Below are 23,725 nucleotides of genomic sequence, written 5' to 3'. Positions count from 1 at the left end.
GATCTGCCCAGAACGTTGTTAGACGCCCGGTTCCAGTTGTGAGTTCAACGAGTCGATGCAACGCTATCCTTAATCAACGGGGAGCATATCAGTGGATAGACGCAAAACGGGCAGCGCTAAGATGTATGGCTTCTGCTACGGATGAACAGCGGAGGTTCTGTCGCAACCCATTTCCCTACTCAATAAACTCATTAATGCAATTGACATCCATTCTCATCTATTATTATCCGCACATCGCACGACCCATGGCAGCTGCAACAAGGGAGGTCGTCAGTGCTACTGGCTATCAGGTACGTCTTTGCTTCATGTCCCCTTCGTATTACCGCGCTCATCGCCGTTGTATTGCTTCAGGGGCTGATACCGGCCCTCAACGTCTTTATGACCGGCCAGATCATCAATACGCTGCATGCAGCGCAAACCACCGACGGCGAACTAATGCTGAACGTCGCAGTTTGGTGTGTCTCACTCCTCGGCATGCAGCTGATGCAGCCCCTGGTCAATCTTGTTCAGGGGGATGTCACCGAGATTTCGACCAATTACTTCAGCGCTAAGATCATGCGCCGCATGAATGACTCCTTTTCCCTGAGCCTGTTTGATAACAAGGCGCGTTACGAGCAGCTGGAATATTTGAAAAAAGAAGCCGCCTACCGACCGCTTAATTTCATCATCTGTATCATTTACGTCATCCGGGCAATCATCATGGCCGGCAGTTTACTGCTGGTTCTGCTCAACTATTCAGGAGCAGGAGCGGCCATTTGCGCGCTCTCCGCCATACCGATGATCGTTATCAATATACGTATTCAGCAGAGATACGTGCGGGACCTATTCCTCACCTCTAAAGATGCGATTGCCATGCGCTACGTATATGGCGTCAGTATGGACAAAAGTTTTTTGCAGGAGATCCGGCTGTACGGACTTGGAAAATATCTGCTGAATAAATTTAGCGTATCTGCCCGTCATACCTACTCACGGATGCACAAACAGCGCATTCGGGCGCTCATCGCGCCCGTGCCAGCCATGGTGCTGAGCCTGGGGATGCTGTTCGCCGGAGTAACGCTGTTTTTAAGCAACTTGCGCACCAGCGATATTGCCGTGGGCGCGCTGGTGATGGTGTTCCAGTCCCGTATGACCAGCACACCCGGCTGGGCAAGCAGTTCGGCGGGGATGAGCTCTCCACGGGACAGTGGCAACGGCTGGCGATTGCGCGAGCGCTATACCGCAAGGCCAGTTTGTTTATTTTTGATGAGTTCTCTTCGTCGCTCGATCCCGAAACCGAGCATCGGCTGTTTAATGATATTCTCGCCCTCAACACGACGGTCCTCGCCGTGACGCACAGGCTAGGTAATATCAAAGAATTCGACCGAATTATCGTGATGTCTGCCGGGAAGGTCATCGAAAATGGCGACTTCGCCGCGCTAATGAGCCAACGAGGAAAGTTTTACGACATGTGGCATGCGCAGTTTAAATCGGTGATGGCTTCGCAACCACAGTGCATTTAAATCAACCTGCGGCGCCATCGAAGCCAATACGTTGAAATCAGCAATCTGGAGGTAAGTTTGCAGCTTGAAACCAGACGTTTATGTCTTAGACCGGTAGTTGCATCAGATGTAGCCGACCTATTCAGGATATATGGCGATCCTGCCACAAACCAATTCAATCCGGCTGGACCTTATCCAGATATTCAACATGCGCAGGCGGTTTTGAATCGATGGATAGACCATTGGGTCGCCAATGGTTTTGGTAACTGGGCAATATCCCTTCTCGACAGACCTGAAGATATCATTGGCTTCGGTGGGTTGAGCATCCTCAGCTATGCCGATAACCCATTCAATAATCTGGGATATCGGTTTGCAACTGAAGCGTGGGGAAAAGGACTGGCGACGGAGTTTGCTGAATATGCCGTAAGGTATGGGTTTGAGGTAATTAAACTTGCAGAAGTTAATGCTGTTGTAAGAGCAAACCATCTGGCATCGCAAAAAGTTCTGCAAAAGGCAGGCCTGAGCTACATCAGAGATATAGATGATGTCAAAGACGCCCCTCCAAGCATGCTATATGCTCTTCTTTTTGATGACTGGCATATAAGTAAAAGCATGCCCGGTTGATAAACCAGAAGATCGTATTGTGAATGCAGCCATAAGAATGAGTCACTTGCCAACTGCTCTCAACTGCATCCCTTAACGGCACTGCAGGATAAGGTGATTTTTAAGACAATCAATTAATCTAAAGCCCCTTAACTACGGATTGACAAGCTATGACAATTCAAACACCGCAGGCAGTAACGGAAGCTTTTTTTCATCGTATAGCCACAGCAGAAAATGTTAATGAAATAGCTGAACTGGTTAGTGAAAATGTAGACTGGCTGGTCGCTGGAAATACTCAGGTAGTACCCTAGATTGGCCGCAAACACGGCAGAAAGGGTGTAGCCGAATTCTATGCGCAAATCCGGGCACAGATTTCATCAGAACATTTTGAAATCAAAGATATCCTTATCAAAGATAAGCATGTAGTGGCTACCGGTGAGCTTGCATCACGCGTTAAAAAAACGGATAAGCTGATTGAAACCGAGTTTGTACTCGATATGCACATTGAAGATGGTCTTATTACCCGCTTTCGCATGTTCGAGGATAGCTACGCAGTTTCCGAAGCATGCATTTGATTTGTAGATATATTTGTTCCCTTCAGACACCCATTCAAACGAGCGTGCAGCGAACTTTTTCGTTATTGAGAGTTCGCTGACTTAATAGCGTATTCAATATTGGCCTGCCCCTTGTTCTGTCATACCTGCTCGCATCCGAGTACTGTTGATCAGCTGAGAGCGAGGAGCTGACGTCAGACCTGAAAAATTGTCATTTACCTCTGATTCCGCTTTCAGCGCTGTTTTGACCGCAATTATCAGATGGCCGACAGATTATCGAATCATGCGCATGGCCCCGGGAGACTTGCCCGTCACGCGTTTAAAGGCCCGGCTAAAGGCTGCTTGCGAGGAGTATCCCAGCCGTTGCGATGCGACGTCGACGGTGATTTTCTCTGACGACAACCAGCGAACAGCCAGGTACATCCGCACTTCAGTTGCATACCGCAGCGGTGGTATGCCGATCGTTGCCTGAAACCGCTCTGCGAATGCAGATCGGGAGATATGCGATTCGGCAGCGAGTTCAGCCACGCTCCAGTCCCGGTTCGGTTCGCGGTGAATCGCCAGGATGGCGCGAGCCAGGCGCGGATCACGCAGGGCTGCCGCCAGTCCAGGGCTATTATCGCAACCGCTTTCCACCCAGCCTCTGATAAACATTGCGGCAACCACATCAGCCAGCCTGGCGAGAATGCCAGCATAGCCTACGCGACCGGAACATATCTCACTCTTCATCGCATCAAGTATATGCATAAGTCCCGGCCAGTTCGTGCCATTCGCATCGGCAAGCATGATTTCAGGCATCACACCTGCCAGCCTTTGCATGCTCCCCAAATCGATCTCCATACAACCAAAAAACAGGATGGCACCTGGCGTTTCCTGGGTACTGGGACAGGTATCAAGCCCACTCACATTTTCATCCAGGGGGGCCGCCTCAAAATCATCGATATCCAGCACGTCAACGGCGGTTGCCGACAACAGCTGGTGCTCGCCTCCGCGCGGAATAAATACCGCCTCCCCGGCTGAAAGCGCAAGACAATTGCCATTTGCTGTTTGAAGCACCACATCCCCCACGGCGACATAGTGCAGGTATGTATGACCGGGCCGACTGGTGAATTTCAAACCAAAAGTATGGCCTGTCTGAATTCGGCGATACTGCACGCCTTTAAGCCGCAGACCGGATAGCAGTTCGCTGATGAGTGTAGATGAGAGTGCGAAGGAGGATGACTCTGACATATTCGGGTTTTGGGTTAAAAAAAGAGGTTTTTAGAGCATAGATCATCCAGGCCCGGTTGCATAGACTTCGATTTTTCATACAATTTGTCAGGAAAAGCAGTGATGACTAATGAAGCGTGTGTAACAGCCTGTAAAGCTGAATTGAACAACGATAAACCCGCCTGGCGGGCGGTATTTTCATTGACCTTGGGGGTTTTTGGCTTGCTGACCGCTGAGTATCTGCCTGCAAGTTTATTAACTCCATTGGCGCAGGATTTGGACGTATCGGAATCGATGGCCGGTCAGGCCGTTACGGTTACGGCGATAATAGCATTATTTGCCGGACTACTGGTGCCTCGATTAACGCGCATGCTGGACAGGCGCACCGTACTGCTCAGCTTCACTGTGCTGATGATCGTTTCAAACCTGATGGTGGCATTTGCGTGGAACATTGGAATGCTGCTGACAATGCGGGTGCTGTTGGGGATTGCGCTGGGTGGATTCTGGAGCATGGCGGCGGCGGTAGCGATGCGACTGGTGCCGGAAACGCTGGTTCCGCGCGCGCTGTCAATTATTTTTAGTGGTATAGCGGTAGGCACTGTTGTTGCTGTGCCGCTGGGTAGTTATCTGGGCGGGCTTTTTGGCTGGCGTAGCGCCTTTCTTGCCGCCGCCGGAGTTGGGGCGATCACGTTAATTTTTCAGTGGTTCACGCTGCCCGGCATGGCGCCAATTGTTCGTAGCAAAACATCATCGGTATACGTCCTGCTACAGCGGCCAGGTGTTGCTTTGGGCATGCTTGGCTGCGTGCTGGCACACACCGGGCAGTATGCGCTTTTTACATATATACGACCTGCGCTGGAAGGTCTCGCTCATATTGAAGGTGATGAGCTGGCGCTAATGTTGCTCGGATTTGGACTTGCCAACTTTTTCGGGACGCTGTCGGCAGGCTGGTTGATGGAACGCAGCCTGCGCCTGACGCTCATCGTCATGCCCGTTCTGGTGGGGGTCGCGGCGTTGGGCATGATCACAATTCCGATATCGATAGTCGGGCTGGCGATGCTGGTCATGCTATGGGGATTGGCATTTGGGGGCGTGCCGGTGGCGTGGTCAAACTGGGTTACGCGCACTCTGCCAGATGAGGCAGAGAGTGCAGGAGGCATGGTGGTCGCGGCAGTTCAGTCCTCAATTGCCGCAGGTGCCGCAGTAGGTGGTCTGGTATATGGCTTCAGCGGCATAACTGGTGTATTCATTACTGCAGGATTGATTATGCTAAGTGCCGCGCTCGTTATTGCATCCCGAGTCAGAGTTCCTTCACTAACTGAAAGCTCTTCCAGCAGATCATTTCACTGAAAATTATAGCTTCCCGAGCGGAGGACTCCTTTGGCCGTCAGCATCATGATGACGCGGCTGACGTATGGTTGCTTGATGGCCTCTCTAATCGTAGCCGCGGCGGCATCAAGAGAGGACATCGTAATACGTGATAGTCAACTTAGGGTGCACAGCCACGCTTTTTTCATCCATGAATGTTCCAGGGCGCGATATAACCCAATTCAGTTGGCTTTCAGTCGCCGCGACGTTCGCCCTCCCTCCCTTCCCCCGCATATAATTGCCAAAGGTTGCGAAGAGGCTTTTACCTCTTCCGGCTATAGTAAGTGCGGATTTATCCGGTTACGTATTCGAAAAATTACTTGTTTGTGTTCAGTAAAAAATGACAGTGAACCAGACAGCCTTTGAAGGCCGGCTGAGCGAAAAGCAGACGATTATAGAGTAACGGATCGTTTATTTATTAAGAGCGGGGCCGCTGCCATTTGCCCCACCTATGCAGTGAAGCTTTGAGTCTCTACTTCCGGAAATGATGGGGGGCTAAATTCAGTAATGTACTAGTCCACCGTCTACTGCGTACTGGCTGCCGGTAACATAGGAGGCGTCATCGGAAAGGAGGAAAAGAGCAACTGCAGCAGCTTCTTTTGCTGTTCCTACCCGGCCGAGAGGTACCTGGCTGACCACAAAATCCTCAAACTGCTGACGCGACTCTTCAGGCATAAAATGCCTGAAGTTAGTTTCAACCGGGCCCGGTACCAATGTATTGGCGCGGATACGACGTTCAGCCAGTGCAGAGGCCCAGCTTTTAACCATAGCGACAATAGCGCCTTTCGTTGCGGCATAGAGGCTGGTCATTGCTGCACCTTCATAAACAGAAGAAGATGAGGTGACAAGAACAGACGCACCTGGATTGAGTGATCCAGAGAGGGCTGCAAGCTGTAGCATCGGACCACGGACATTAGCATTCATCATACGAGTAAATGCATCTGCCGTTACAGACTCCGGCGAGCCAACCTCTGCGAAGCCGGCATTAAGCCATAATCCGTCAAGTGAACCCCAGCCGCTTATAGCTGCCTGAAGATCACTTATATCTGCTTCGCTGGCAGCATCGTTTTTCAGAATAAGAGATGACTCAGGCAGCAGGCTTCGGGTGCGCTCCAGTCTTTCATCATTGAGCCCGGTAATGGCTACCTGACCTCCCTCACTAACAATGCGCAGTGCACCTGCTAGTCCCATACCGCTGGTACCGCCAGTAATTAATATACGTTTTCCCTGAAACCTGCTCATGATTACTCCCTCTTTGGCTTTAAATCATCTGTTAACTAACGAAAAATAAACATCAGCCGTCATCTGTTTCATCACGTAACGATGACATTTCTGCTTCAACGTTCGCTACTGGCACTAAACGGCCAAAAACGGATACCTGGTCTGCTATGAGCGATAAGCGGAAGTTTCGCCCAAAGTTGTATGACTAAAATTGCTTATGGAACAGGTCAATAACCATTAGAATTACGTAGAGTGAGTCATAGTGAATTCGGGTGGTAATGCGCTGGCTGTTGAAGCATCAGGCGGCGCGGGATCCAAGGATTGGTCAATTAAAGACTGCTCCTTAATTTCGCTTTTACGGTTTACTTGCATACTTTGCTTCGTCCCTCCTCGCGTCAAATTTCGATTTCTGGAGGTTCTTCACCGAACATTTCAATCCACTCTGACTCCCAGGTACTGCTCAGTGAAAACTTCCTGAACTTAGGATGCAAATCCGTCCTGATCAGCAACCATTTCTGTTTAATTAGAGTATTAGAACGCAGGGCACGTGAAACATTATTTGTATATTTTTTATTGTCGTCATTTACTATGTGCTCATTAATTGTTTCTGTGATCTGTGCGCCAATGCTGGTCTCAAAGCCAAGATAAGATCGTATCGCAAGGGCGACAAAGATGAGAGGGATATACTCACTTCCACAGGACATAGCATTTTCAAGAGATAATGGCTTGAATGACGGTGGGATGTCTCTCTCTTCACCGGATGTGCTGGTTGTTTCAATACCATCGTCGAAATCGAAAGATAAATTACCGTGATAGCTTTTCTCACGATGAGTAGTCAACTCGTCGTTGTCCCCTATGTTACGACTGAACGATGCCACCAGTCGACTTATGCTTTTTTCCGTTAAGAGTACGTCAGTCTGAGTTCTCAGCAATGATAAAGTCAGTTTTTCTCTTTCATACTCTGATGATAGATATCTTGATATCAGAATTGGCATTTGACTTTCTTCAACTAGATTAATAATCTCATGGTTGGTGTTAATACTTTTATCATTATAAATTGCATTGATCAGTCTGGTGAGTTCCTGTTTTGCTTCGTTATAGGGCTTTTTTTCATGAAAAGGCAAATAAAGAGATGTCAAACAAAGATAAATTGAGGTATGACAGATATCGAGTATCAAACAGGTGCCTAAAGGCGATATACGAAATGTATGGACGGAGCTAACAGTGTATTCTATGTTGAAGTCGCTGTCAGAGGGTAGTTCAATACATTCAATAATCCTTTCTTTAACCGAACCCTCAATTGCTTTGCTGATCCAGTCTCTTTTATAACCGTAAAGCGATGCGAACCGAATTATCCGTTCAAGATTAATTCCTTTTGCAATTTCCCCGGGGGAAACGGCGTCATTCAGAAAATAGAGTATTCTTAACTTCAGGAAGTAGCACTGGTTTACGTTCTGATAGGGCAGGTAAACATTCGGTATATATGCTTTTTCCGTGTGGTCTGGATGGTAAGTAAGTGTGGAGATGACATCCTTTTTACGCCACGCTGACTCATTTCCCAATTGGTAGTGTACGTGTTTAATCAATTGATAAAAGTTTCGGATATTATGCCAAGACACAGAAGATAATATTTCCAGGATGGGCATGGCCTCGCTCGACAATTGAAGGTTTTTTCTCAGCACATCAGCGTAGAAATTCATTTTCTCCAAAAAATCTTGAAGCTGGTATTTCTTCCTCCAGTCTTTAAGCCTAAAATCCTCACTCAGATATTCTTTAATGTACTTTATCCTAGTCGAAATCAGTTTGTTAAAGTCCGGTGATTTTAGGTGAATAATCTTGTCTTCTGGCCTAACATCCAGAAAGCCTTTGTCTTTATTTTTAAAAAAGGTAAACTCCCTGAGTGTGATGATGACTGTGGCACCCGCTGCTTGGGTTATTAAATGAGATAATGCATAAATTTCCTCTTGAAACGATTCAGAGGCTCGATCGACATTATCAATCACAATAATAACGGACTTATTTTCTTTGACACGCTTTTTGAATATTTTCAATACGAGGCTCTGCTGGTTGACACTTTCCTGCTCCAGCAATTCAGCTTCTTTAACCATAAACATTTCTGGGTTCTTGTAAAATATATCCTTGTAGGGGCCATTTTTTAACACTTTAATTTCATGAGCAAATGTGATGCGAAGTTCATCTAATGTAAGCTCGCTTTCATACTCGTTTTTTATCTTGTCATGCAGATAAGTAAATACGACGTTTTTTACATCAATGTTATGTTTTGAAACGTCGTTAATTAAATCTATGATGATTGGAGTTGCATATATATTCTTTTGCTGCCTGGCTTCTAATAAACATTTAGTCACCAAAGTAGTCTTCCCACATCCAACAGCGCCAGTTATGATGATAACTTTACCATTATGATGTTCTAGGATAAATTCTTTACCTTCAGAAGGTGAGAGATCTAACGCATCATTCGGAAGAAAGCTGGGTTTTGAATCTTTTAACGCTCTTTTTATTTCTCCTTTAAATTGATCCAACTTAGAGTCACTTACAAAGCAGTGTTCCAGCATTTTTCGCTGATTGTTCTCTGTTATCTGGGAGAAAAAGTTTTCATAAAAGTCATCTATCCATTGGTTGTCTTTGTTACTATCCCAAATGAAATCATGAACATGATCTTTTAGCATGTAACATACTTCTGATGGTACATGATTCAGCTCTGAGAGGTAACTGTCCAAATTATTCTTTTCTGTACTGTCCCTAGAGATGAGGTTGTACATGAGATCAAACGAAAACTCACCTCCAAAGATATTTCCAAAATAAACGCCTTTCATAGAGTCAGTTGTTTTACCGGCTTTTGGCAGCATGGGGCAAACAAACCACTCTGCACCATTTGTGATTAATGCGTATTGAACCGCTTTTTCGACACAGTATCTTTGTGCCTGATCGATAACCTCAGAGATTTTCTTATTGAATGCTTTTTTGAGATAGGAGACAGAGTATTCGTTCAAGGTTAAGGTGTTTTTTGGAAGGCCGAAGGTCGCACCGATTTTTTTGGCTTCAACAACAAGTCGAGGCGTTCTTTCCATACTCAGTATATAATCGGCATACCCCGCTGTTCTGCAATATGCTTCCGGCGTAAATTCTTCTTTATTCCAGCCAAGTATGTTTAGGATCTCATCAATCACCAGTAAGCGGCTTTCAGCTTCATTTGCTTCGAAAAGAGTATCCTTTCGAGCGATATACCGTTCCTGAACTTCCTTGAATTTTTCGAACGCCTTTTCTCTGTTCATACTTAGCCCCAATAAGAGTATTGAAAAATTTCTATTCTTTTCAGCTGCCTAGTTTGAATCATCGGGGTGATATCTCAGTATCACTTAAAAAGTGATCCTCCCCCGGTTTTCTGATCTGTGGCGCATGTCCCAATGATCACGCTTTGCCGTTTAGCTCGCAGGTTAAAGGAGTAAGACAGTGCTTTACTGTTTGTTTTATAGCCTGTTATCGCATCTTTCTGAGACAAGTGAAATAGGGATGACGTCGTTTTTTAAGGGCAAGCCCTGCTTTTTACGGAAAATCAGGACTGACATACTTCCCTTTGGTTAGTACAGACTTTTTAGTAATGTCCACTCCTGGCACAGGGCTGCTGTTGCAGCCCTGACAACCTTAGACTTCAATCGATTCAGAGATCTCTAACGCATCATCGACTTCGATGCCCAGATAACGGACTGTGCTTTCCAGTTTCTTATGGCCCAACAGAAGTTGGATCACCCGGAGATTCTTGGTTTTCTTGTATATCAGGTAAGGTTTTGTTCTTCTCATGGAATGTGTGCTGTAAAGCGAAGCTTCGAGACCAAGCTTTTCTACCCACCCATGAAAAATTCGGCTGTATTGTCGGGTTGATATGTGCCGGTTAGTTCCGATCCGAGACCGAAACAAGAAGTCTTTACTGTGCAAATTGCCAAGCTTTATCAATGCAGCAACAGCTTCTCTTGTCCCTTTGGTTATCTCAAATTGCACAGGGCTACCGGTTTTCTGTTGCAGCACCGTTGCTCTGCTTGAAACCGAGCTACCATATGCAACATCAGATACTTTGAGGTTCACCAGATCGCAGCCTCGTAGCTTACTGTCTAAGGCCATATTGAACAGAGCTAAATCACGCGTTTTACCTTCCAGTTCAAGCCGGATTCGGATCCCCCAGATATGAGATATCTGAAGTGGTCTTTTTTGGCCTATGATACGGTCTTTATTCCACGGTGACGTGTTCATACTCAAATTTCCTGCAATGTGGGAGATTTGAGTATGGTTGTCCCTTATGAGCGAGAAGCGGGCACGATTAAGCAATACGATAAAAAACTCTCCTTTCAACTTATTTAATATTTAAAGATGCCAACACATGCTTTTCTGTTGCAACTGCAATTTCATATATCACTTCCATATTTTCAAAATTTTCCTTGTAACTAAGTTCTTCAGATGCATAACCTGTATGAGCAATTTTATGTCTAGTTTTCAGAACCTTATTTAGCACATTGAGAGCCATCTGAGAATCCGCTGTACCCAATGTCCACGTCTTAGATGTCTTTTTTACACCAAAAGCTTTGTCAAACAACAAGTCGACATTCGCTGCGCTAGGCGTATTGAACTGTTTAAGCAGGTCATCAATGCGACTTTGAGCAATTGAATTAATTGAAGGGTTATCGCTATCTTTTTTCAATGCATCAAAACAATACAGTACGAGGTCTTTATTAAACTCTTGCCAACTTGCAACTAAATGAACTATGTATGACTGATAAAGATATTCTTTTTTTTGATTAATTGAATATACTGAATCCGATTCATGCAAGTCTAACTTATCTAGATCGTGTTCAATTCTTTGTATGATAGCTAACTTTTTAAGCTTCCGGGAAAAGAGTTGTGCATGAGTTTTTCTTAAACTTATTTTGTTCATCATTGATGACCTTCGATGTTTTAGTTCATAATCGTATGGTTAAGATATCAGTCAGTGAATTTTTGCGTTTTATCTTCTACCGTTACTGTAACATAGTTACTCATAAACGCTATCTGGAATCTATTTGTTAAAGATATGTCTATTAGTTTGGAAAAAGGAGTTACATAGCTGCCATCAACTCCACTTTATCAGCTTAGCCTTTTTCTGCCGTTGCCGTGAACTGCTCCCCTTAAATTAAGATATTGCGATGATAGAAAATCCGCTTATGGCTCGCAGCGGACAGCATAAATGGCCATCAGGTCTGCTGTGAGCGAGGAGCGGATATTGGCCCTATAAGCATAACTGAATTGTACTCAGGATCTCTAAAATCGATGGTTCGGTTAAACGGGATGCTTACAGTACCAGTTCACAATGACGGAGCCAAATCAGGTGTGGTACAGCGGTGTGTTCTTTATCTGAACTCGAAGATGCAAAGGGTAACTTGTAGCTGTTCCTGCTATGTTTGCCAGAAAGTATGTGGCTAAGGCCGTGTCATGATCCCCAGTGATGCCTTCTCATACATGCCAAATGTGAATTCGCACGAGTAACTCAAAAAAGAGTATGTTTTCATCGTGTTAAAACGCTACGATATAACTATCAGGATTATTCTGGGCGTCACTAAACACAGTTGGAATTTACGCTTATCGTAATCGGGTATTGGCAAAATGGAGTCGCTGAATGAGCGTGTTGAGCTGGGCAATAGGTCTGTGCAGGAAGACGGAAGCATGGCTGGTTAAGCGCCAGGCAAAAGATCAGCTACAGCGTGCAGAGCAGGGGCTGAGTCTGACGGAAGGAGAGTTAGATGGCCGCTATGACACCTTAGCGCCGAAAACTATCAATGATGCCAGTATGCGAGAGTATTTCATTGCCCTGAAATACGCTTTGTTGCAGAAAGATGTGAGAAACATTGCCATTACAGGTAGCTACGGAGCAGGGAAAAGTACGGTTATTTCATCATTTATGAAATATCACTGTGATGATAAGTACATCAATGTATCACTTGCCGGATTCGATATGACGGAAAATGAAACAACCGTCAGCCCAACTCATCAGGAGGTTGAATTCAGTATCCTGCAACAAATTCTTTATAAAGAGAATAGAGAGAAACTTCCCGACTCAAGGATAGACAGAATAATCGATAGAGGCCCCCACTATGTCAGAGGAACCTATCGGGCCTTACTTAAAGTCATTGCGCCCATAGCGGTTGCCGCATTTATTATCTATTTCAAAACAATTGCAGAGTTTCTAAGCCTTCCACTAACTTGGACCGAGGTATTTAATGAACACTATATTATAAAAAGCATTATATTAGTTTTGCTGGCTTTTACGGCGCTATACTTTATAACTGCCAGTGCATCACGAATCGGTATTTTTGATAAGAAACTTAAGTTGAGCAAGATCGCCCTTTTAAGCGGGGATGTTGAAGCAAGCGACCAAGAGACGCCATCTTTACTGAATAACTGCCTTGACGAGATTGTGTATTTTTTTACCAAGTTGGAATATAAAGTGGTTATCTTTGAAGATCTTGACAGGCTAGGAACGCCTGAGATTTTCGTTAAGTTGCGTGAAATTAACAAAATAGTTAATAACAATATTGTTGATGGCAATCCAGTCAGGTTTGTTTATGCGGTAAGAGACGACCTGTTCCTTGGTGCTGATGCCAGAACTAAATTCTTTGATTTCATTCTTCCCGTTATTCCATTTATGGATAGCAGAAATGCGTTTACTCTATTAAAGAGGAAAATGTCGTTCGATACGCATAATGATAAATATCTGAAAGACATTTCGGCATATATAAATGATATGCGCAGCCTGCAAAATTTAGTCAATGAATACCATGTATTCAGCAATATCGTTGATAACGGAAATGATAAAATCAAACTGTTATCGCTGGTTTTTTATAAAAATATCTACGCCTTAGACTATTTTCTTACCGATAAGAAAACAGGGGTTTTATATTCATTTATTCGCGACTATCGCACTCGCAAACTTCACCGTAATCATTTCGACTCTCTGGAAACAAAACTGAATCTTTTACAGTCCGAAATAGAAAATCTTAATCATGAACCTATGTATGATCATAGGGGGATTAGAGAGGAAATAGTTTGTCGATATATTCCGAAAATACTCTGGGATGGCATTCATTTTGGTACGGGGAATGGATATAGTAATTTTTACCCCCTAACAACTTTGGCTTTAATTGATGATGAAAATGGTTTTTTAGAATTTTTATCGCAAAAGGAAAATTTATATATAGGCTACTTTGTTAGTCATCAGAGATATTCACTCTCACTTTTTGATAGGGCATTAAGAGAACAACTAAAAGAAGAATACCTGAAACGAAAAACAAAAATGGGTAAAGATAAAAACTCGGCTTTTAGTGAGCTGCAGATAAAAATAAAGAAACTTAAAGAGTCAATAAAATTAAAAAATGCCCTTTCGCTGCGAGAACTTACGCTAATCATCGGGCGTGAAAAATTTGAAGATATTGCTCAGGGGTATCTTGAGGCGATGGAGGGTCATGACTTCGTCTCTGAGCAGCAGCTCCATGCTTTGCGTACCGATATGCGAAATGGCGGGTTAGACGCCTTGTATCTGCTGCTGTCTGATGGTCTGGTGATGCAAGACTTCATGGCCTACCGCTCTATTTTCCATGAAGGATCGATGACCGTAAATGATAACGACTTCCTGAAAGCCGTTGGTCAGGATCTGAGCTACGCAACCTCAAACGGTGAATATTTTATCGATGATGAGAACAGAGTCATCAGCGAACTGGTTGAACATAACCGTATTTATGCCGATGGAGCGCTTCATCATCAACTGGTGACACATCTGATTGATAACGAGGATGAACATCTGGCTGGTATGATCACTTCGCTATTCAGCAAGTCTGATGAACATATCCTTGCTGTTTTTTCTGAGCTTTATAGCAGATTTGGCAAACCCGAGACCTTCGATAAGTTAATCGTTACTGCACTGCAAAAAAATGGTTATCTTGACAGAATGGTTGCCGTTCTCGCAGGCCAGCCGGGTGAAAAATTCACCAATGATATTGCTATAAGTATGATAGCCTGCGTATCGCCTGAACATGCGCTAGATAAATCGCAATACCGCCAGCTTATTCATTCGCTGGGCTGCCGTATCATCTCTCAGCTCACCGAGGAGAATCAGGAAGAGTTCATGCGTCACGTACAACAGGCGGAGGCATGTTATGACGAGCTGTTCGAACCAATGACACTAACGGAGCGGTATTGCCTGCAATTTATTGCACAAAACAGTCTTTATCAGTTAACTCGGCACAATGTTGGCATTGCCGTTTCGTGTCTTATTGAAAACATAACGCCTGAAGAGGCGGAAAGGAAACCTTGGACGCTCGCCTATGAGCATAAACTCAATGCGGTTTCTGATTACTTCAGTCAAAACATCGATACATTCGTAAGGGATGTGTTTATCTCCTCTGCTGAGGATGCCGAATGTATCCGCTACGTCCTGACCCGCACCTCCCTAAGCGATGGTTCCAAAAGCGATATCGTCAGAAAAATGACCTTCTCGTTTGCTGATCTGTCCGGGATATCGGCTAAAGAAGAATTTACCGAAGACCAGCTAACGATCTCCTATCACGACCTGTTTTACCGTTATGACCGCGTCGTGCCGGGATGGGGCGCGCTTATAGACTATATCTGTGAAGACTGCAACATGGCGATACTGACGGCGTATGTGACAAAGCATGTGGCTGCATTAGGTCAGTCCCCCATAGAAGTCTATGATGGCGACCGCTATGACCTGCTGTACATGAAAATTATCTGTAATGATGACTTAGACGAGTGGACTTATCAGAACCTGGTTGCACCGATTGAGATTAACATGCGGGAAATTGATGAGCACCTCAGCGCCCGTAATTTCTGCACATTGATAGCTATGTTGAAACTGCCTCTCGACGCGGATGTGTATGAAAAAATTGCGGCTCAATACGCGGATCTGGATGAGAAAATCAGTGATGCCTTCGTCTATTGGTTCAGTCAGTATAAAAGTGAATTTTTGGAGCAGCCCGAGTTCTATCTAAGAAAAGAAAAAGATGCGCGCTTCTTTAAAACCATGTTCACAAAAGTCATGACTTACGCACTCTTTACTGTGCAAGAAAGAGCGGACCTGGTGTCGCTATTTATTGATTATTTCATTGCGTCTGATATCGCTGACCTTAATTTCCAAAATGATGTCCTGCTGCAGGTGTTTAACAGCACTAGTAATGAAGAATTCAAGGGCATGCTGTTTACGCGATTTATTGTGACAGGTCTCAATAAACATCAACTGGCCGGGCTTTGTCATCATTTAGGTGAAGATGAATTGAGAAATATATTCCTTAATCGAACCCGAGCGACAATTGCTGTTGCAAACAGGGAGCGCGTGATATCAATTCTTCAGCATCTGCAAGCAGTACGCATCATCAGAGATTTCAAGGAACGTGAGGATGGGAAATTCTCTGTCGTTATCGAACCTAACCCAGAGGATGAAGATTAGCTATTTAACCTTTGCTGGCCGGGACCGGGTAGGTCTCTGCCGGTCTTTGTTAATCTGTTAACGAACCTAGATTGTCTCTATACATGTTAGATTCTTTCAGCAATATGTTGCTGAACAGTCCGCTTTTGGCACGCAGCGGTCATCAGTAAGAGCCAGTGGGCCCGCTGCAAGCGGAAAGTGTATATACCGGCATTTGAGCACACTATTATAGCGTAAGCATTGAAAATAATTTCTTGTGTCAATCCATATGGTTAGGTCACGACTGTACGCAAAAAATGATTTTATTACATCATATGTTAAGACAATCTTTTAGTTGCGTAGGATACCTCTGTGAGATTTAAAAGCTGATGGTGACTAAACAGTCGACATGAACGAATCTAAGTGATAAATAAAAGGAAAAGTAGTAATCCTAAACGACTGTCGATTAGAGAGAGGTTAATATGGACGTGATTTATGTAGGGAAGGATAACGTAAAACGGGAGGCTATTCTTAAATCGCATCATACTGTCATCCTGTTACTATTCGACCGATGGGATGACTACGATTACAAAACATCCTTCCCAACATACTGTCAGATTAGTGGCAAAGAGATTGAGCTTCCGACACTTAAGATTTTGATTAAAGATCAAATGACGTCTTTCAGTTATCTTGATGAACTTGTCTCAAAAGGATGGGATGGTGTATTCCCTATTAAAGATTTATCCTATATTTCAAATCCGGAAGATATTACTTTTTACGAACTAATAGATGGGCACCTTGGCTTGGATGCTGCTATTGAGGTTGCAAAAATTCTCTGTGATGCGAGTTACATGGCGCATATTCTTGAAGATGCCAATAGCTTAGAATTAGTTAGTTCAAACGGTTTTAAGAAGTCGCTCCAACGTGAGCGTGGGTCTATTAAAGCATTTCTTGATGGATGGCGCTTTCTAAGCAGACAGGGGATCAGCATAGGCAACATGATCTTTCGCTTTCGAACATCTGCAGGAGACATCCAGCCCTTGAGTCTCAACTTTGCTACAGTCACGCCACTACCACATGATATTAATGTCCTGATTGGTCCTAATGGTATCGGGAAATCACAAGCTTTAATTCAGATTGTCGATGACTGGCTTAGACTGGTTCCGGGTGAAAAAAACGAAATAGGTTTCGAAGAAGAACCTAACATTAATCAGATTGTCGTAGTTTCTTACAGTCCATTTGAACTGTTCCAACTTGATAGTGAAGCAGTCGATATTAAGAGTGGTAACGAGCGAAAAGATCATGGAGTTTATCGATATTTTGGCCTGCGCACTTATGAAACACGAAAAAGCGCTAAAGGTAAAGAGAATAAAGTAATCCGTTTATCTCGACAATGGCCTCATCTTAATGCTGCTTATTCCTTAATATCATGTCTTGAGGATGATCGTAAATACGGTGCAATTACTACTTGGTCTAATAAGATTTCCACCCTTTATTCTGTACTCAAAACCGCAATTGATTTTGACGATATCGCCATTGGTGTTTCTGGTTTTGAAGATGTAACTCAATTATTTGAAGAAGGTGCATATCCACCGGATAGTTCATACGTCATTGTCGATGAGAAAATTGATGGCAATGAGAAACCAGATGCATATATTCCGATTCGTTCATACCGTATGGATGAACCTGATACAAAAAGATTACGTGAGTATCTCCACGCCCGCACTGGCATTGTTTTCCTTAAGGGAGATTCACCTATTGAATTGAGTTCAGGCCAGCGGCTGTTTTCCTACATGGTTACGAATATCTTGGGGGCAATGCGCCGAAACAGTCTTATCTTAATTGATGAACCTGAACTGTTCCTACATCCTACGCTCGAAATTGCCTTCATCCAAATGTTGAAGAAAATTCTTAGTAACTATGGTTCCAAGGCTTTGCTGGCCACACATTCGTTAGTAACTGTGCGTGAATTGCCCCGACATTGTGTCCATGTTTTTGAGCGCACTAATGATGGTTTATTTATTAACCATCCTCCTTTTGAAACATTTGGTGGAGATATACAGCGGATTTCGTCTTATGTTTTCGGCGATAAATCTATTTCTAAACCATTCGAGGCGTGGCTACTAGAAAAGTTGGAAGAGTATGGAAACGCAAAAAAACTTATTGAAGCCTTAGGTGACAACATCAACGAAGAGATGTTAATTCAGATCCATGCAATGGCGGAGGATAAGTGGTGATACGCCTTAACTATCCTCATTTGGATCTAAATGATCTTGAATTACTTGAGCGCATTGTTGAAGAGCGCCAGAGAGGAATACACCAAGCTTATTTTTCCCGGATTAAAGATGCATGGACAATGCGAGTCATCAAATATATTGAATTTGGTGGTAATTCAGAGCATATTGAAAAATGGGAGGAGATGAATGATCTATCAGTTCATGGGCGATTCAAAAATCTATATCTATCTCCACGGGAGCAATCTGTTCAGAAACCCCTTCTGGAAAAATTGCGAAATCGTGAGTTGGATTATTGTCCGGCATGTGGTGAAGATGGAACCCCTAATACTCTTGACCATTATTTACCAAAAGATATTTTTCCTGAATTTTCTGTCACCTTAGTAAATCTTTTCCCAATGTGTGATATATGCCAAGGAGCAAAAAGCGTTAAGATAAAAGATGAGGAAGGTAAACGACTTTTCATTCACCCTTACTTTGATAATTTTATAGAACAACAAGTGCTAATTTTGGATATTCATGAACCATTTAATGCACCTGCTTCAATTGAACTTTATCCTCACCCTGATATTGATAGAGAGTTGCAAGGGTTAATTTCGAGACATATAACAGAATTAGAAATACCTGTACGCTACTATCGTTATTTTCAAAGTAATTATTTGCGATTACTGCGTCTTGTGGGGAAAATGCGCCATAAAGACTTGAATGTAAGGGAACAGCTTGAGAATTTTCGTGATATGGCTCTTGAAAAGTCTATTAATTCTTGGAGTTATATTTTCTATGACGGCGTGCTACGTAATGAGCATCTAATGGAGTATTTATCCAATGAGGAGTTGCCTATGGTGTGAGTTGCGCTATATTTTATATACTGAAGTTGAAGATATTCACTACAGTTAAGCAGCCCAATTGTTTGGACGTCTGCTTTTGGCACGGAGCGGACAGGCTTACTGGGCCAAAGGTCCGCTGTGAGCGACAGCAGACATGAACACTTCGTATCACTAGACGACATCGTACGCGTCAGACTCACTTCAGCAGTAGTCGTATTCCCAAAAAGGCCATAACGCCTCCGCTGAGTTTATCTATAAACTTACGATATTTAATGTAAGCCTGACGTGGCCCGTCAGTTGATAATAAGCATGCAACGACTGCATACCAGAGCACATCAATAACGAATGCCATTGCGGGCAGGATGATGTACATAACAGGCTGAATATTTTTGCTAAGCGCTGCGGAAAAAATACTGGCAAATACCAGCGCAGTATGGGGATTGCTTATTTGCGTAAAAACGCCAGTCATAAAAGCTTTTGAGACGCTTACTTCCTGCGTACCGGCAGAATCATTAAAACGATTTGAAGGACGACGAAACATTTTCAACGCCAGCCATAAAAGATAGCAACCGCCTGCAACCTTAAGTCCTGTGTAAAGTGATGGGATCAGAGTCAGCAGGGTGTGGAGACCTGCTAACGCTATTGCAGCAAAAACAGACGCACCAAAACCCATACCTGCAGCAACAGATAAAGCCGCCCGTCTCGAACTGGACATGGCCATTCGGGCGACGAGAAGAAAGCTAGCTCCCGGGCTCATTGCACCAAACAGGATGGCTACGCCAATAGCAGAAACCGCGATCAAATCACTTGTCATTTATATTCTCCATAATTAATCAGTGTCAGACAGCTCCCTCATTGCTCGAACCGCACACCCTATGAACTTCTCCCAGTTAACAACATAACACTATGCCAACAACGTCCGCTTCTGATACTTAGCTGCCAGAGTAGTGTGCTGAGCCCGCTTCTGGCGAAAAGCTGAAGCTAGCCTTACACCGCCATGATTAGTGTGTCGAAAGACATCCAAAAGTGACTGGTCTGGTTTAGCGGGATACTTACAGATGCACTCTTAGCCCGGTTCTCAGGTTTTAGTCTGACCTATACGTCATGATTATTAAAGAGTTACCTTCCCGGACAGGTAATATGTCACATCGCCGCCTTATACCCCAGTAATGTAATGATCTGCTCCTAACCGGAGCCAAAGAGCGATTTATTTAATAAAGCATATGGGTGGCTGTTTTTCACAAAAATGCGTGAATTGTGATAATAAAATCATAAATTTGTAACAAGAAATAAACATAGCGCTTCTATATTGACCCCTTCAATTTTTGGGGGGGAGTACCATGCGTAACTGGAGTGAGCCTAAAAAGAATAAAGCCCATATCGAACTGATCCCAATGATCGATGTGATGATGTTTTTACTGGTTTTCTTTGTCCTGATTAGCCTGAATGTGATCCCGGCTCTGGGCCTGAAAACCCAGCTGCCGTCGGCCAGTAGCGCCCAACAGCTTAAACCGCAAAAAAAAGCCATTATCACCCTCGGCGCCGGTGAACAGCTGCAGCTGGACGGCCAACCGCTGGCCCTTGATGCGTTGGTGCAGACCCTAAAGCAACAGCAGCAGGAAAGCCAAACCACCACCATTATCGTGAACAGCGATAAAGAGGTTGCGGTGGAACGCCTGGTCGCGGTGATGGATACCTTACGTCAGGGCGGCTTCTTCTCCATTTCCATCGCCACACGGAAGCAGTGATATGTATCTGCTTTATCGCTCACGTCACGTTGTTAGCTGGCTACCCGCGATAGTTATCGCCGGATGCTTACTATTCGTCAGCCAGCATGCCGTGCTGCAGGTTAAACCGCATTATGACGATACGGTAATGGAACTGTCGCTGGCCGAACCCGAACCGCCGCAGCCGGAGCCCGTCCCGGAACCTCAGCCAGAACCGCCGCCGGAACCTCAACCTGAGCCGGAACCGATTGCTGAACCCGTCGTTCCTGCCCCGGCCCCCATTATCCAGGCCAAACCGATTGTTAAGCCGAAACCTAAACCAAAGCCAAAACCGGTCCATGAGAAAGCACCCAAGCCGCAGGAGCGCGTGGCTCAGCAGCCCGCCGCCGTTCGCAGCCCGGTGAGTAAACCAGCCGCGCCGCCTTCTCCTCCGGCGCCGAAAGCGAATGCACAGGCGGTGGAAAACGGCTACCTGCAGGCGCTGCGCCGCGAGCTGGAGCAGCGTAAACGCTACCCGAGCGGCCGTCAGGCTTCACTGGAGCGCCCGCAGGGCAACGTTGAGATCTGGCTGGAAGTCGACCGCAGCGGCAGAGTGCTTTCTTCCGGTATTGCCAGCAAGGCCCCGAGCATGTTGCTCAATCGCGCAGCGCTTAGCTCTTTACAAAGTATCAGCCAGCTGAAGCCCTTTCCTGAAGAGGCCTTTGCCGGGCAAAGAAGCAAAAAATTTACCGCAACGTTTAATTATCAGGCTCCATAAAACCTAATTAATCATTTGTTTTTTATAGGAAAAGAAATGAAGAACTTTAATTATTCTGGGATTGCGTTAGCCGTGGTGTCGGCATTGTTATCGGGTTCCTCGCTGGCGGCGGAAAGCAGCGACGTGGGAGAGATTAACGTCAAAGGGCAGTCGCTCGGCGGCGGTCTGATGGTGCAGGAGGACAGCAGTAAAGCACGCTCCACTCTGACTAAAGAAGCCATGGACAAAGCTCCCGGCGCCAGCAACGCCATCGATATGCTGAAATATACGCCGGGCATGAACGTCAACAGTAATGACGCCAGCGGCCTGAGCGGTATCGACTACACCATGCGCGGGATGAACTCCGATCAAATAGGCCTGTCGATGGACGGCATTCCGATTAACGACTCGGGCAACTACGCGGTTTATCCGAACCTGCTGGGCGATGCGGAAAACCTTGAGCAGATCTTTGTTACCCAGGGCTCTTCCGAAGCGGATGGTCCGCATATCGGTTCCAGCGGCGGTAATATTGGTCTCGTCACAAAGCGTCCAGCGAAAGAGTTCGGCGGCTTCGTCAAGCAAACGCTGGGGAGCAATAATCTCAGCAAAACTTTTGCCCGCCTGGAGACCGGTGAGTATAACGGCTTCAGCAACTGGCTCTCATACTCGCATACCGAGGCCAAAAAATGGCGCGGAGAAGGACGCCTCTATTCTGATAAGTTCGAGATGAACTCACTGTACGAGGATGGGAACGGCAACAGCAGTAACCTGATCATGAAGTATAACCGCCAGGATAACAGCAACTACAACACCCTAAGCAAAGCGCAGTTTGAAGAGGATCCGCGCCAAGACTACTCGACCACTCCGGCCTATAACAACAAAGGTCAGCTGAACAAATATTACAAGCTTAACCGTAACCCGTTTGAAACCTTCACCCTCTCTTTTTCACAAAGACTGCAGCTGCGGGACAACCTCGCGTTGACTGTTCAGCCCTATTACTACTGGGGTAACGGCGGCAGCTTTACCGGTCAAACGGCCTCAGTGCTGTCTAATACCTCCGATAAAGCCGGACAGTACGACCTGAGCAATTTAAGTTCCAATACCTATTACCGGCCTTCGTGGACCCAGACATGGAGACCGGGCGTCACCACCAAATTGAAGTGGGATATTAACGACGAGCATAGCCTGGATATCGGCTACTGGTATGAACGTGCGCGCCAGTCGCAGACCCAGCCGTTTATCAGCATTCAGGATGATGACAACCCGGCGAACGTCTCCGGTAAACCAGGCGGATCCGATCAGGTGAAAGACGCCAACGGCAACACGGTACAGGGCCGTAACCAGTACACCATCACTCCGGCGCAAAAAGTATGGCTTCAGGATACCTGGTTCGTGACGCCGGACTGGACGCTGGTGGGTGGGCTGGCGTATCAGTACGTCGAGCGCATTGGTGATAACAAAGGCAGCCTGTATAACGCCCCGGAAAAACGTAAGGCGACCTATCATGAATTCCTGCCGAATTTTAGCATCAGCTACAAGCCGGATATGGAAAACCAGCTGTTCTATAACCTGACGCGCAACATGCGTACGCCGCCAAACTACGTGCTCTACAACGTGGGCGATTCAATCAGCACCAAACCGGAGCTAAGCTGGAACCACGAGCTGGGCTGGCGCTTCCAGCGTGAAGATATGCTGCTGAGCGCGACGCTTTTCTATATGCGCTATACCGACCGTCAGATTTCGACCACCAATGCTGACGGCGACTACGAAATGATGAATATCGGCAGCGTCGAAAGTAAAGGCATGGAGCTGGAGTGGAGCGGTAAGCTGCCGTACAACTTCAACTACTACACCTCTTACACCTACACTCATTCCGAACAAAAAGATGACATTGTCAGCAACGGCGGTAATCCACTGCCAACGGCAGGCAAAACGGTACCGAACGTCCCGAAAAACATGCTTAACATGTCGCTGGGCTATGACGATGGCCTCTATTACGGCAGCTTCGGCGGTAAATACGTCAGCTCGTTCTATGGCGATTTGACCAACGATGAAAAAATCGGCGGGCGCACGGTGTTTGATGTTGCCGCGGGCGTTCATCTGCCGGTGGACAAAAAGATTGTTAAAAGCGCCACCCTGCGCTTTGGCATCGATAACCTGTTCGATAAACAGTACCTGACCTCCGTACGCTCGACGACCTTTAACGCGGCTCCTTACGATGGCGTGAAGGCCAGCACCCCGTATTACAACGTCGGCGAAGAGCGCACCTTTAGCGTTTCGCTGGAAGCAACCTTTTAATTAACCGGAG

The 23,725-nt window shown here is 45.4% G+C and carries 17 protein-coding genes and 1 pseudogene; 12 read left to right on the top strand and 6 right to left on the bottom strand.

The features are described from left to right. Positions 1-947: 947 nt before the first annotated feature. The 5 genes and pseudogenes from NWP14_RS07905 to NWP14_RS07885 all read left to right on the top strand — a co-directional run. Positions 948-1,190, top strand: a pseudogene (locus tag NWP14_RS07905) (hypothetical protein); the annotation flags it as partial. A gap of 135 nt (positions 1,191-1,325) precedes the next feature. Then, positions 1,326-1,499 carry a hypothetical protein gene (locus NWP14_RS07900; RefSeq protein ID WP_375215132.1) on the top strand — a complete coding sequence of 58 codons (174 nt, stop codon included), beginning with the start codon at positions 1,326-1,328 and terminating at the stop codon, positions 1,497-1,499. A 57-nt stretch (positions 1,500-1,556) separates the two neighbouring features. Next, on the top strand, positions 1,557-2,102 hold the full coding sequence (locus NWP14_RS07895; protein WP_375215131.1) for a GNAT family N-acetyltransferase: 546 nt from the start codon (positions 1,557-1,559) through the stop codon (positions 2,100-2,102). Between the two features lie 149 nt (positions 2,103-2,251). After that, positions 2,252-2,392 carry a hypothetical protein gene (locus NWP14_RS07890; RefSeq protein ID WP_375215130.1) on the top strand — a complete coding sequence of 47 codons (141 nt, stop codon included), beginning with the start codon at positions 2,252-2,254 and terminating at the stop codon, positions 2,390-2,392. Then, positions 2,393-2,656 carry a nuclear transport factor 2 family protein gene (locus NWP14_RS07885; protein WP_375215412.1) on the top strand — a complete coding sequence of 88 codons (264 nt, stop codon included), beginning with the start codon at positions 2,393-2,395 and terminating at the stop codon, positions 2,654-2,656. It begins immediately after the preceding gene. Positions 2,657-2,908: 252 nt separating this feature from the next. Here the strand turns inward: NWP14_RS07885 and NWP14_RS07880 are convergent, their stop codons facing one another. Further along, complete coding sequence (locus NWP14_RS07880; RefSeq protein ID WP_045857266.1) at positions 2,909-3,865, bottom strand: AraC family transcriptional regulator; 957 nt, start codon at positions 3,863-3,865, stop codon at positions 2,909-2,911. A 102-nt stretch (positions 3,866-3,967) separates the two neighbouring features. On the opposite strand from NWP14_RS07880, the gene NWP14_RS07875 reads away from it, so the two are divergent. Then, positions 3,968-5,194 (top strand): MFS transporter, encoded by a 1,227-nt coding sequence (locus NWP14_RS07875; RefSeq protein ID WP_375215129.1) that lies wholly within the window; start codon positions 3,968-3,970, stop codon positions 5,192-5,194. Between the two features lie 519 nt (positions 5,195-5,713). Here the strand turns inward: NWP14_RS07875 and NWP14_RS07870 are convergent. The 4 genes from NWP14_RS07870 to NWP14_RS07855 all read right to left on the bottom strand — a co-directional run bounded on the left by NWP14_RS07870 (position 5,714) and on the right by NWP14_RS07855 (position 11,381). Next, positions 5,714-6,454, bottom strand: coding sequence for an SDR family oxidoreductase (locus NWP14_RS07870; RefSeq protein ID WP_045857262.1), 741 nt, complete (start codon positions 6,452-6,454; stop codon positions 5,714-5,716). 374 nt (positions 6,455-6,828) lie between these two features. After that, on the bottom strand, positions 6,829-9,726 hold the full coding sequence (locus tag NWP14_RS07865; protein WP_375215128.1) for an AAA family ATPase: 2,898 nt from the start codon (positions 9,724-9,726) through the stop codon (positions 6,829-6,831). 370 nt (positions 9,727-10,096) lie between these two features. Next, entirely contained in the window at positions 10,097-10,699 is a 603-nt protein-coding gene (locus tag NWP14_RS07860) for a site-specific integrase (RefSeq protein ID WP_023320086.1), read from the bottom strand. Positions 10,700-10,799: 100 nt separating this feature from the next. Beyond that, positions 10,800-11,381, bottom strand: coding sequence for a HEPN domain-containing protein (locus tag NWP14_RS07855; protein ID WP_375215127.1), 582 nt, complete (start codon positions 11,379-11,381; stop codon positions 10,800-10,802). A gap of 714 nt (positions 11,382-12,095) precedes the next feature. On the opposite strand from NWP14_RS07855, the gene NWP14_RS07850 reads away from it, so the two are divergent. The 3 genes from NWP14_RS07850 to NWP14_RS07840 all read left to right on the top strand — a co-directional run bounded on the left by NWP14_RS07850 (position 12,096) and on the right by NWP14_RS07840 (position 18,975). After that, on the top strand, positions 12,096-15,935 hold the full coding sequence (locus NWP14_RS07850) for a DNA-binding protein (RefSeq protein WP_375215126.1): 3,840 nt from the start codon (positions 12,096-12,098) through the stop codon (positions 15,933-15,935). 440 nt (positions 15,936-16,375) lie between these two features. Then, positions 16,376-18,130, top strand: coding sequence for an ATP-binding protein (locus tag NWP14_RS07845; protein ID WP_375215125.1), 1,755 nt, complete (start codon positions 16,376-16,378; stop codon positions 18,128-18,130). Next, positions 18,124-18,975, top strand: a complete 852-nt coding sequence (locus tag NWP14_RS07840; RefSeq protein WP_375215124.1) for a hypothetical protein — start codon at positions 18,124-18,126, stop codon at positions 18,973-18,975. The genes NWP14_RS07845 and NWP14_RS07840 overlap by 7 nt, the downstream gene beginning before the upstream one ends. A gap of 175 nt (positions 18,976-19,150) precedes the next feature. Here the strand turns inward: NWP14_RS07840 and NWP14_RS07835 are convergent, their stop codons facing one another. Further along, the gene (locus NWP14_RS07835; protein ID WP_045857255.1) at positions 19,151-19,768 is read right to left on the bottom strand and encodes a LysE family transporter; all 618 of its coding nucleotides are present in this window, start codon (positions 19,766-19,768) and stop codon (positions 19,151-19,153) included. Between the two features lie 526 nt (positions 19,769-20,294). On the opposite strand from NWP14_RS07835, the gene NWP14_RS07830 reads away from it, so the two are divergent. Genes NWP14_RS07830 through NWP14_RS07820 form a run of 3 tightly spaced genes read left to right on the top strand, consistent with a single transcriptional unit; the run spans position 20,295 to position 23,715 of the window. Next, positions 20,295-20,702, top strand: a complete 408-nt coding sequence (locus tag NWP14_RS07830; protein WP_375215123.1) for an ExbD/TolR family protein — start codon at positions 20,295-20,297, stop codon at positions 20,700-20,702. Between the two features lies 1 nt (position 20,703). Next, positions 20,704-21,438 (top strand): energy transducer TonB, encoded by a 735-nt coding sequence (locus NWP14_RS07825; RefSeq protein ID WP_375215122.1) that lies wholly within the window; start codon positions 20,704-20,706, stop codon positions 21,436-21,438. Positions 21,439-21,474: 36 nt separating this feature from the next. Next, positions 21,475-23,715 (top strand): TonB-dependent receptor family protein, encoded by a 2,241-nt coding sequence (locus tag NWP14_RS07820; RefSeq protein WP_375215121.1) that lies wholly within the window; start codon positions 21,475-21,477, stop codon positions 23,713-23,715. Positions 23,716-23,725 lie beyond the last annotated feature (10 nt).

This window comes from Klebsiella sp. C349492 (assembly GCF_042055345.1).
Taxonomy (GTDB): Bacteria; Pseudomonadota; Gammaproteobacteria; order Enterobacterales; family Enterobacteriaceae; genus Klebsiella; species Klebsiella scottii.
The sequence above is the reverse complement of the archived record's forward strand: the minus strand, read 5'-3'. Positions and strand labels throughout refer to the sequence as shown.

What these genes read in the sequence shown, in the direction of transcription:
- NWP14_RS07880 (WP_045857266.1), bottom strand. Translation starts at nt 3,865, where the DNA reads ATGTCAGAGTCATCCTCCTTCGCACTCTCATCTACACTCATCAGCGAA.
- NWP14_RS07820 (WP_375215121.1), top strand. Translation starts at nt 21,475, where the DNA reads ATGAAGAACTTTAATTATTCTGGGATTGCGTTAGCCGTGGTGTCGGCA.
- NWP14_RS07850 (WP_375215126.1), top strand. Translation starts at nt 12,096, where the DNA reads ATGAGCGTGTTGAGCTGGGCAATAGGTCTGTGCAGGAAGACGGAAGCA.
- NWP14_RS07870 (WP_045857262.1), bottom strand. Translation starts at nt 6,454, where the DNA reads ATGAGCAGGTTTCAGGGAAAACGTATATTAATTACTGGCGGTACCAGC.
- NWP14_RS07835 (WP_045857255.1), bottom strand. Translation starts at nt 19,768, where the DNA reads ATGACAAGTGATTTGATCGCGGTTTCTGCTATTGGCGTAGCCATCCTG.
- NWP14_RS07845 (WP_375215125.1), top strand. Translation starts at nt 16,376, where the DNA reads ATGGACGTGATTTATGTAGGGAAGGATAACGTAAAACGGGAGGCTATT.
- NWP14_RS07875 (WP_375215129.1), top strand. Translation starts at nt 3,968, where the DNA reads ATGACTAATGAAGCGTGTGTAACAGCCTGTAAAGCTGAATTGAACAAC.
- NWP14_RS07860 (WP_023320086.1), bottom strand. Translation starts at nt 10,699, where the DNA reads ATGAACACGTCACCGTGGAATAAAGACCGTATCATAGGCCAAAAAAGA.
- NWP14_RS07830 (WP_375215123.1), top strand. Translation starts at nt 20,295, where the DNA reads ATGCGTAACTGGAGTGAGCCTAAAAAGAATAAAGCCCATATCGAACTG.
- NWP14_RS07865 (WP_375215128.1), bottom strand. Translation starts at nt 9,726, where the DNA reads ATGAACAGAGAAAAGGCGTTCGAAAAATTCAAGGAAGTTCAGGAACGG.
- NWP14_RS07855 (WP_375215127.1), bottom strand. Translation starts at nt 11,381, where the DNA reads ATGATGAACAAAATAAGTTTAAGAAAAACTCATGCACAACTCTTTTCC.
- NWP14_RS07890 (WP_375215130.1), top strand. Translation starts at nt 2,252, where the DNA reads ATGACAATTCAAACACCGCAGGCAGTAACGGAAGCTTTTTTTCATCGT.
- NWP14_RS07825 (WP_375215122.1), top strand. Translation starts at nt 20,704, where the DNA reads ATGTATCTGCTTTATCGCTCACGTCACGTTGTTAGCTGGCTACCCGCG.